Below are 8,464 nucleotides of genomic sequence, written 5' to 3' on the forward strand. Positions count from 1 at the left end.
CTCTATCAAGTCTTAATCTACAAAGCAGAAATATAAACTTCCCATTAAGCGTTTTGATGCTTAATCGAGTTGAGAAGTTTTAGAACTCAAAAGCGAAACTTATCAATTTGATTCAGTAATTTCTTAACTCGATCGAGCAATTCCAAAACTAAATCATGTAATTGCTCAACTTGATTTTGGATATGGCGAATCGAAATGAGAAAGTTGAAATCTTGAATGGGGAAATTGCCAACTAATGAAGTCACGTTTGGAGACGACGATCGAGCAGCGTTGTAGTAACGGCAATTTGGAAAATGGGGTGGCGATCGTTTTCAGAATTCTTTTACCTTGACGAAGGATACAAATGAGAAAGTGTTTCGAGTATGTATGGAATATGGCTGAAATTTTCTGTGTGTTCGTCTGTAGGAGCATACTATACGGAAAGAATTCTGCATGTCACCACAAAACGGTGGGCTGTACAGAGAAAACTCTATATGGTCAGCCAACCTGGGATAATGTGCCGAAAATTTCCGTGTAATAAATAGTTATACGGCGATCGCATTGTTGAGGAAGGCATGAAAACTACTGTATACATCGCAACAAGTATTGATGGCTTCATCGCACGGAAGAACGGTGATATTGATTGGTTGCCCAGTGGGGAAGATGTAGAGGGCGAAGAAGACTACGGGTATCAGGAATTCATAGATTCAGTAGATGCGCTTGTCATGGGTCGGAATACTTACGAGTTAGCATTGTCCTTTGATTCATGGCCTTATGGTGCAAAGGCTGTATTTGTTCTAAGTAGTCGGAAAGTAGACATCCCTAGTGACATTGCAAGAACAGTCGAGGCCCTCTGCGCGCCTCCACAAGAAGTAGTTCACCGTTTATCAGAGCGTGGATTCAAGCATTTATACATTGATGGGGGAAAGACGATCCAAGGGTTTCTTCGTGAAGGCTTGATCCAGCAATTAATCATTACTAAAGTGCCAATTCTTATAGGTACAGGGATTCCACTTTTTAGTTCGCTTCCTCACGATGTCAAATTGCATCATCTCGAAACGCGACAGTTTGAAAACGGCTTGGTGCAAAGTAAATATGAGGTAATTGGGAATGCCCCATAACAAATCAAGCGGACGATTGCAAGTCGCTGGTACTGAACTTGGGACTATTTGCCGCCCCCGATTCAAGTCGTTAGACCGGTAAGAAAGGTGGGAATCTTAAATTTATAAAGATTCTTTGTATAGCTTGGGAAAGCTCTATGATGTTGCAAAGCCTGAGCCAGAGGTTGTCCAGCCTCAGAGTTGGACAAAAGATCGCTCTGGGATACACCTTAGCTCTAGGCATTGCTGTGTCTGGCACAATTGCTGGTTTTGGAATTGGGCATAATTATCAATTCCAGGCTGCAAAGCAAGAAGAACACTCCCGAAACGAAGTGGAGCTTCTACAGCGTCTACAATCTCGTGTGCTTCAAGCCCGAACCCACCAACAGCAACTCATCCCTTTAGCAAAATACCCAGACAAGTTTCAGGATGAGTATACTCATTTGCTGAAGCACGAAGCTGAAATTCGGGACATTTGGGCTGAACTTAAGACATTTGTTGCAAAGGCTCCACAAACGGATAAGCATCAAGCCACAATTCCAGCTTTCTTGCAAACCTATGACGGTGTGACCCAGCGCTACTCCCAGGAATTAGCGCTTCAAGTTGAACGAATTCGTCAGCTGAATCTTGCATTCCCCGATGATGTTGAGCAAGCGCAAAGGATAATGTTGGCATTTACCAACAGCGATTTGGCGCTTGAATTCGATGGCATCTCAGATAGTTTGGTAGGCTTACTTGACCAAGCCTACGAAGAATTTGAAGAAGCAGCTCTGTTACAACAGCAAGCAGGTGAAATTGCCCAGAAAGTAGTGGTTGCGGGTATTGGATTATCTGCTGCGATCGCCATTCTTTTGGCAATGTTTACCAGCCGAGCGATCGCTCAACCGATTCAAGCTCTTACCAGCATTGCCCGACAATCCACTGAAGAGTCTAACTTTGAGCTACAAGCGACTGTCGAGCAAAATGATGAAATTGGTACCCTTGCCGATGCCTTTAACCAATTAATTCGCACTGTTCAACAACTTTTACAGCAGCAGCAAACAGCTAACGAACAGCTAGAAGCCTATAGCCAAACGCTGGAATCTCAAGTTGAGGCAAGAACCCAAGAACTCAACGATAAAAATACGCAGTTGCAACAACTTCTAAAAGAACTGCAACACACTCAAGTGCAGATGGTGCAAAGCGAAAAGATGTCTGCTTTGGGACAAATGGTGGCAGGGATAGCCCACGAAATCAACAATCCAGTCAACTTCATCTACGGCAACTTGACCCCTGTGCAGGAATACGCCCACAATTTATTAGCTTTTGTGCAGCTCTATCAAAAGCACTATCCCGACCCAGCATCCGAAATTCAAGCCGCATCAGACGAGCTGGACATAGAGTTTGTCCAAACCGATCTACCCAAAATCCTGAATTCTATGAAGTTGGGTACCGATCGCATTCGCAAGATTGTCTTGTCGCTCCGCAACTTCTCACGCATTGATGAAGCCGACTTTAAAGCGGTTGATCTTCATGAAGGGATTGACAGTACCTTGTTGATTTTGCAGCATCGCTTAAAAGATCGATCGGATTGCCCAGCGATTCAAGTCATTCGTGACTATGACAGTTTGCCGCTTGTGGAGTGCTATCCGGGGCAAATCAATCAGGCATTTATGAATATCTTGGCAAATGCCATTGATGCGCTGGAAGAAGCTAACGTTAAACGAACTTATCTGGAAATTAAGGAAAAGCCCAGCCAAATTACGATTCGGACTTCCAGAATTGATTCAAAGTGGGTAAAAATTGCCATATCCGATAACGGAACAGGGATGCCTGAATCGGTTCGCAAACGAATTTTTGATCCATTTTTTACCACGAAAACGATCGGTAAGGGCACGGGTATGGGGATGCCGATTAGCTATCAGATTGTCACTGAGAAACATGGAGGTAAGTTAGATTGCTTTTCTACACCTGGCGAAGGAACAGAGTTTATCATTCAAATCCCTGTCCAGCAGAAAATCTATGATGATGTCTAACAAGCTCATTGCACACCGCCTGTATTGAGTCTTGTTGAGTCTGAGAGGCTTTAGCGGCGGGTGAACGAGTCCGGTATGCCGCTTATACCGAATTAAACATAGAATGCGACAGATTCTCGCCCCCTAAGTCCCCCATTCTGGGGGACTTAGGGGGCGAGAATCTGTCGCATCCACAAATCAATCTGGTATCAGACAATTAAAAACTTTGCGCACTCTCGTCTACCTCGTGTTACATCTAGATTCAAAACCCGGTTGGAGGAATCTTCCATGAGTACACTGTACGAAAAGCTTGGTGGTGCAACGGCTGTTGATCTAGCTGTAGAAAAGTTTTATGAAAAAGTCTTGGCGGATGAGCGGGTTCAGCACTTTTTCGCTCATACAGATATGCAGCAACAGAAGCACCACCAAAAAGAATTTATGACCTACGCTTTTGGTGGTGCTCAACACTGGAACGGTCGTCCTATGAGGGACGCACATAAACAATTAGTGGCTGAAATGGGTTTGACCGACAGCCACTTCAATGCGATCGCGGAAAATTTAGTCGCAACTCTAGTTGAGTTGGAGGTTCCTCAAGTTCTAATTGATGAAGTCGTGCAAATTGTAGGCTCTAAATCTCATCGCGATGATGTTCTAAATCGCTAAGTCAAGGTGCTTAAACAACATCTCTTAAACGACATCTAACAATTCGCTTCTAACAATTCGCTTAGAGCAGACTGCCAAAAATTGCTGATGCTGAGTTCAAGGTTATTTCTAGCCGCTCAAGCGAATCGTTATGGACTTAATCCAATCCTCACATTTTGGTGTAATTCTCATAGGGAGGCAATTATGGCAAAGGTAATTCCAGAAAGAATGACAGCCGAAGTTGAAGGTGAGTTTGTCATCTTCCTAATTGGTATGCGTATTAACAAGATCTGGAAAGTTCATAAGTGGCTACCAGTTTTTCTGGCAATGCCTCGAATGATCAAAGAATTGCAAGCCGATCCAAACAGTGGTTTTCTCGGTCATGTCGCGGGAATACCTGTGATAGTGCAGTATTGGCGTTCATTTGAAGCTTTAGAGGCATATGCACGAAGTAGGGATAAGGAGCATTGGCCAGCATGGGTAAATTTTAATAAGCGCCTTAGCAATAGCCGAGGTGATGTAGGAATTTGGCACGAAACCTATAAAGTTCGAGCCGGGGAGTATGAAGCAATATATAGCGGTATGCCACCTTTTGGTTTAGGCGAAGTAGGTAAACTTGTGCCCATATCCGGTCGTAGAGATTCAGCGCGGAGTCGATTGGTAGAAAATTCAAATCCCGCTACTACGTTGGAATGAAATAATTGCAAGTTGCGAATTTTGGAAATGTATCGAAGCTAGTATTTTATGCTGCCTGACTGCTCAATTCAGCAGGAATATTGTTGTGCCTGTTAGGACGTTTGCCTGAGCGCATTCGCACTGCTCTGCCGAACTTTTTCAGTGGGGCAATCTAGAGAAGATATTTGCGGTTGCGAGAGCGATCGAGATCTCAGCGATCGAACTTAATTCAACTGCCTGATCCCAGCGAGAAATCCGAAAAGCTCAACTCGTTAATCTTATTCCACTGATAAACCTGATCGCGAAACTGCTTCCACTGTCCATACACCTGCTTAAACGTATTATTTCTTGCTGCATTCGCTTCGTACAGGTCAAACGAAGCTTTCTGCGCCGCCTGCAAAATCTCTTTACTGTAAGCCGTCAATTGCGTCCCACTTGCAATGAGACGAGCGATCGCTTCGCGATTCAGCGCATCATACTGCGCCAACATATTAATGTTTGCCTCATAAGCCGCCGTTTTAAGCACCTCCTGATACTCTTTCGGCAACTTTCGCCATGCAGTTAAATTCACCTGCGTTTCTAAAGTTGGACCCGGTTCCCACCAGCCAGGGTAGTAATAGAATTTTGCTGCTTTATGTAAACCCAGCTTCTCATCATCGTAAGGACCGACCCATTCTGCCGCATCGATCGCGCCTCGATCCAGCGCCAAATAAATCTCACCACCCGGAAGCACCTGCACATTCACCCCCAGCCGCGACATTACTTCTCCACCCAGCCCCGGAATTCGCATTTTCAAGCCTTTAAGATCCGCGATCGTACTCACCTTACGCTTAAACCATCCGCCCATTTGTGCGCCAGTGTTTCCCGATGGAAAGTTGATGATTCCAAAATCCGAGTACAGCTTTTGCATTGCTGCCAAACCGCCACCGTGATACAGCCACGCATTTTGCTGCTGAGCATTCAGCCCAAACGGAACCGCCGTTCCAAACGCAAACGCCGGATTTTTCCCAGTGTAGTAGTAGCTTGCAGTATGTCCACACTCAACCGTGCCATTTTGCACCGCATCTAACACTTGCAGCCCCGGCACAATTTCCCCTGCTGCAAACGGCTGAATTACAAATCGTCCATCGGTCATCTCAGCAATACGCCGACAAACCGTTTCCGCTCCGCCAAAAATTGTCTCCAGCGATTTGGGCCAACTAGTTGCCATACGCCAGCGTACCGTTGGTAAAGCCGTTCCCGCCGTTGCGACTCCACGTTTGCGAATGGTACAAGCGGTGAGAGTGCTGCCTGCTGCGATCGCGGCTCCAACCAAGGCTCTGCGTTTCATATCGTTTGCCCGACAATAGTTTCGTATCGAAAATCTTACAGGGCGACGGGGACAGAAATTCAGCGCGACTTGTCTTTGCCAAATCTCAAATCTTCTAATCGCTTTTGGGCATCGGGATCAAGCGAGTGCATCAACAGTCGTCCCGCCGATTTTTTCTTTGGTTTTGATTTGCTCTGAACTCGCCGCGCCGCAAATTCAACTTCATTCGCTAATTTTTCCGCTGACATCCACTCCGCTCCGTATCCAACAACGGTTAATTGCTGGGCACGATCGCTCGTCGCCACGATCAATCGCTGTTTAAACTTGCGAATGTCATGCCGAAAATCAGCACAAGTTTTCTCAATATAAGTATCAGCAGTTTGTCCAAAATCGGTGTAGCAGATATATAAATGACGAGTCACTTCCTCACGATTCGTCGGTGAATCCCGATATTGCGCGTCAAATACAACATGAGTTTCAAAATTCTGATATGCGCTAAATCCAATCAGCGTTTCGACTAATTTTCGGCGCGATTCTTCTAAACCGTCTCGATCGCGAATTACTTTTAGCTCATGCCAAGCTCCGACTATGTTATAGCCGTCCACCAATAGAAGTGCTTGTGGTGCGGAACGTGGCATCACTCAACGCGGAAAGGACAATTTTGCAAAAGTTAATCTGCTTCACCCTTCCATAATATTGCATTTCTTAAATTTGATTTGGTATCGATTGCTGTTGTTTATTGAAGTGGATTTGCGATCGCGCGAAAGAACTTAATTTTGGACAGACCTACTTTCGAGCCATTGTGCGATCGATTCTTGAGTTTCTTCCCCGGATGCCAGCCTCAGCATGACTTGTACAACTTCCGCTTCTGGCGCGTCCAAAGAATAACCATTTAGCTCAAGAAAGACCGCCATCACGACAAAAGCAACTCTTTTATTGCCATCGACGAAGGGATGATTCTTAGCAAGTCCATAAGCGTATGCCGCCAAGTCAAAGATTGTAGGAGATTCACCATAGATAAATAGATTCCGAGGTCTTGCCAAACTTGCAGATAGCAAACTCTCGTCACGCATACCAGGCCGACCTCCGTATCGATCGAGTTGATCAAGCTGAATTCTTCTGACAAACGATTCTGACATCCAAATCGGTTCTTGACTCATTTCGATAGCTCACGCAAGGCATTTTTATATTTCTCGTTTATCTTTTGATAAGCCTGCATTGCTTTTTCTAAGTTGGGAGCACGATTAGTAATTTCAACTCCATCAGGTGTTTCTGAAATGTCAACAGTATCGCCCTCCTTCACCTGAAGTTTCTGCACTATTTCCTCTGGTAATGCTACTCCCAGCGAGTCACCTACTTTTTCAATTTTTAGATTGTCCATATTCGTGATTTATAGTGACAGGATGGCTTGATGATAACGGGAACATTGCAGAAGTTTTCTAATCTTCAACGTCTTCGGTCTGCATTAATCTTCGTTTTAAGCGATCGGGATCGCCTCGATCGACCACCTTCCCCGCTTCTAACAAAAACGCTCCGTCACAATATTCCAATTCTTCCAGCCGATGCGTCACCCAAAGCGCCGTAATGCCCCGCTTTTTCACCAACGTCTGAACCTGAGCCACTAGCTCCAACTGGCTATCCGGATCAAGCAAAGCCGTCGGCTCATCTAATAAAAGGACATCGCAATGACGAGCGATCGCACCCGCGATCGCAACTCGCTGTTTCTGTCCCCCACTCAGCGCATAAATCGGACGACGCTGAAACGCCGCTAAACTCACAGCCGTTAGCGACTCTTCCACTCGTTGTCGAATTTCCGCCGTTGACAATTTTTCCTGCACCAATCCAAACGCCACATCTGCTCCCACTGTGGGCATCACTAACTGATGGTCTGGATTTTGAAACACAAAACCGACTGGAGGCGAGATTTGAACTTCTCCCCCAGTCGGCTGCAACAACCCTGCTAAAAGTCTTAGCAGCGTAGACTTTCCGCTCCCATTCGCGCCCAACAGCATCCAAAACTCACCTTTGGGCACTTCCAGCGCACAAGACTGCAAAATCGCTTTGTCATCCGACCAGCCAAAACTGAGGTCGATCGCTCGAATTGCAGCATCTTGAGAAATGGGCGCGTCTAAAGTCATATCTATTCCGCCACAAACGAGAAACCTGCGGGTCTGCCAGACGCATTTGCGCTCGATTTCTCATAAACCTGCACGGCTGCCAGATTATCAGCAAACACCGCAATCTTTTTGTCGGGTTGTCGATCGCAGGTCAATTCCAGTAAAGGATTATTCCCCGACTTCATCGCCCCCAGAATTTCTTGATAGGTCGCTTCTGCTTCTTCAGCCGATTTGCGCTGGATTGAAAGGCTTAGAGGATTTCCTTTCAGCGTTAATTCCAAAATAAACATAGTGTCGATCGTACAAACTGCCAGTTCTCAGTATCGCAAATATCCGCAGAAACGGCTTGCTTCCCGATTCTGCCGGTGATGAGCTAAAGGCAAAAATCTCTGAATTTTAAGATTAGTTACAAAAACACTGGAAATTTTCCAAGAACTCTCCATATAATCAGAGGCATAGGTAACGAAAAGTAAACTTTGTTCATAATTCATTTTTGAGTCACAGAGTTTGCCTTTAGATTCCGCACTTATCTGGAGATTTTTCAAATGACCATCGCAGTAGGTCGCGCGCCAGCGCAACGCGGCATCTTTGATGCCCTCGACGACTGGCTCAAACGCGACAGATTCGTCTTCGTCGGCTGGTCTGGCA

The 8,464-nt window shown here is 45.5% G+C and carries 12 protein-coding genes; 4 read left to right on the top strand and 8 right to left on the bottom strand.

Annotated features, from left to right (window positions below; all coding sequences use genetic code 11):
* Positions 1-86: 86 nt before the first annotated feature.
* Positions 87-245: a hypothetical protein gene (locus NC981_RS22175; RefSeq protein WP_348244886.1), complete on the bottom strand. Its 159-nt coding sequence runs from the start codon at positions 243-245 to the stop codon at positions 87-89.
* A 309-nt stretch (positions 246-554) separates the two neighbouring features.
* Here NC981_RS22175 and NC981_RS22180 point away from each other — a divergent pair, with 309 nt between their 5' ends.
* From NC981_RS22180 to NC981_RS22195, 4 genes are all read left to right on the top strand, one after another.
* Complete coding sequence (locus NC981_RS22180) at positions 555-1,100, top strand: dihydrofolate reductase family protein (RefSeq protein WP_348244887.1); 546 nt, start codon at positions 555-557, stop codon at positions 1,098-1,100.
* Positions 1,101-1,237: 137 nt separating this feature from the next.
* The gene (locus tag NC981_RS22185; protein ID WP_348244888.1) at positions 1,238-3,094 is read left to right on the top strand and encodes an ATP-binding protein; all 1,857 of its coding nucleotides are present in this window, start codon (positions 1,238-1,240) and stop codon (positions 3,092-3,094) included.
* 267 nt (positions 3,095-3,361) lie between these two features.
* The gene (locus NC981_RS22190; RefSeq protein WP_348244889.1) at positions 3,362-3,736 is read left to right on the top strand and encodes a group 1 truncated hemoglobin; all 375 of its coding nucleotides are present in this window, start codon (positions 3,362-3,364) and stop codon (positions 3,734-3,736) included.
* A 183-nt stretch (positions 3,737-3,919) separates the two neighbouring features.
* Positions 3,920-4,411, top strand: a complete 492-nt coding sequence (locus NC981_RS22195) for a DUF4188 domain-containing protein (protein ID WP_348244890.1) — start codon at positions 3,920-3,922, stop codon at positions 4,409-4,411.
* 208 nt (positions 4,412-4,619) lie between these two features.
* Here NC981_RS22195 and NC981_RS22200 read toward each other — a convergent pair whose 3' ends face one another.
* The 7 genes from NC981_RS22200 to NC981_RS22230 all read right to left on the bottom strand — a co-directional run.
* Positions 4,620-5,720 (bottom strand): TRAP transporter substrate-binding protein, encoded by a 1,101-nt coding sequence (locus NC981_RS22200; protein ID WP_348244891.1) that lies wholly within the window; start codon positions 5,718-5,720, stop codon positions 4,620-4,622.
* Between the two features lie 59 nt (positions 5,721-5,779).
* Positions 5,780-6,337, bottom strand: a complete 558-nt coding sequence (locus NC981_RS22205; protein WP_190376172.1) for an NYN domain-containing protein — start codon at positions 6,335-6,337, stop codon at positions 5,780-5,782.
* Positions 6,338-6,469: 132 nt separating this feature from the next.
* Complete coding sequence (locus tag NC981_RS22210; protein ID WP_348244892.1) at positions 6,470-6,859, bottom strand: type II toxin-antitoxin system death-on-curing family toxin; 390 nt, start codon at positions 6,857-6,859, stop codon at positions 6,470-6,472.
* Positions 6,856-7,080 carry an AbrB/MazE/SpoVT family DNA-binding domain-containing protein gene (locus NC981_RS22215; RefSeq protein WP_348244893.1) on the bottom strand — a complete coding sequence of 75 codons (225 nt, stop codon included), beginning with the start codon at positions 7,078-7,080 and terminating at the stop codon, positions 6,856-6,858. The genes NC981_RS22210 and NC981_RS22215 overlap by 4 nt, the downstream gene beginning before the upstream one ends.
* Before the next feature lie 58 nt (positions 7,081-7,138).
* Positions 7,139-7,837, bottom strand: a complete 699-nt coding sequence (locus NC981_RS22220; protein ID WP_348244894.1) for an energy-coupling factor ABC transporter ATP-binding protein — start codon at positions 7,835-7,837, stop codon at positions 7,139-7,141.
* A gap of 2 nt (positions 7,838-7,839) precedes the next feature.
* Positions 7,840-8,106, bottom strand: a complete 267-nt coding sequence (locus NC981_RS22225) for a hypothetical protein (RefSeq protein ID WP_190376176.1) — start codon at positions 8,104-8,106, stop codon at positions 7,840-7,842.
* Between the two features lie 27 nt (positions 8,107-8,133).
* A partial coding sequence (locus NC981_RS22230; protein WP_348244897.1) for a hypothetical protein occupies positions 8,134-8,464 on the bottom strand: 331 nt, incomplete at its 5' end.

The organism is Leptolyngbya sp. DQ-M1 (genome assembly GCF_039962505.1).
GTDB lineage: Bacteria > Cyanobacteriota > Cyanobacteriia > Leptolyngbyales > Leptolyngbyaceae > Leptolyngbya.